This window comes from Tropicimonas aquimaris (genome assembly GCF_042676185.1).
Lineage (GTDB): Bacteria > Pseudomonadota > Alphaproteobacteria > Rhodobacterales > Rhodobacteraceae > Tropicimonas > Tropicimonas aquimaris.
In genome coordinates this window covers 1-1,313 of the sequence record NZ_JBHTJT010000019.1, presented here as the reverse complement: position 1 = coordinate 1,313, position 1,313 = coordinate 1, and the positions used below count along the sequence as shown (strand labels likewise).

Genomic DNA, 1,313 nt, shown 5'->3' with positions numbered 1-1,313 from the left:
CGTCACCGCCAAGTCCATGCCGGGAAATCAGCTCGAGCGCGTGATCGCGGGAGTGCTTCAGCAAGTCCTCCGAATAGGAAGAGAAATAGAGGTAGTCCGAGCCGAACATCTCTTGCGGCGGCAGCGTCTCCAGGAGCTGCAACAGCGCGCATTCGGGGCAGAAGGCGGCCCGCAGCGGATGCATTCCGACCTGGTGGCAGACACCCGAGGCATCGAGAAGCCCGTCCGATCGCGGCATCAGCCCGAGGTCCACCACCGGCACCAGCCCTTTGTTCCCGCAGGACACGCATGCCGTCTCGGCCGCGCGCTCGGCAAATCGCTCGGTCGCTGCGGCCTCAGGTGCGGTGTGGCGAAGGTCTTCGCCGATGATGCCTTCCGTGGTCAGCTTCCGGAGGTGCGCGATCCTCTGATAGGGCACGCCTTCGAAATCCTCCCGCGTCAGCCCGGCCGCAAGGCAGGCGGCATAGACCTCTTCGGCGCCCTTGATGGCATCCCACTGAGGTTCGAACCACGGCATCGCCTGGCGGATCTTGTCGCAAGAAACGCGATAGCACCGCAAATCCGGGCCAGCATCCTCCGCATAGGCGATCCGGGCATTGGGGACCACATCGGCGACGATCTCGGCCAGTTCGGATATGCGGTAATTGTGCGCGGTCACGCCGACGTTGAAGGCCTCGTTGCGGATGTCGTCCTCGTCCGCCTCCAACGTTGCACAGAACGCCCGTGCGATGTCCTCGATATGAACGATCGGCCTCCAGGGCGTGCCGTCGGACTTCATGAAGATCTCGCCGGCGGTCACCGCATGGGCCACCAGGTTGTTCAGAACCAGGTCGAACCGAATCCGTGGCGAGACGCCGTAAGCGGTGGCACTGCGCAGGAAGGTGGGGCAGAACCGGTCGTCGGCCAGCTTCGCCAGATCCTCCTCGGATCGAACTTTCGAAACGCCATAGGGCGTTACCGGATTGAACGCCGCTGTCTCGTCCAGCATGTCGTCGCCAGCCGCGCCGTAGTTGCTGCACGAGGAGGAGAAGACAAACCGACGGACACCGGCTGCGCGGGCCGCCTCGGCCACCCGCATGGTGCCAGCATGGTTGATGTCGTAGGTGGCCTCGGGGCGGAAGTTGCCGAGCGGATCGTTCGAGAGCGCGGCAAGGTGCAAAACGGCGTCGATGCCGATGAAGTCCTCCGGCGTCACATCTCTAATGTCCTTGCGCAGGGTTGGCACCGCAGGGACCGCGCCGCCGGGTGCGAAGGTGCAGCGCTCGAAAATGTCGCTGTCGAGGCCAAAGACACGGTGCCCCCTGGCTTCGAGC

At 64.4% G+C, this 1,313-nt stretch carries 1 protein-coding gene; it reads right to left on the bottom strand.

Features of this window, described 5'->3' with window-relative positions:
• A partial coding sequence (locus ACFQ2S_RS24820; RefSeq protein ID WP_386074689.1) for an NAD-dependent epimerase/dehydratase family protein occupies positions 1-1,313 on the bottom strand: 1,313 nt, incomplete at both ends.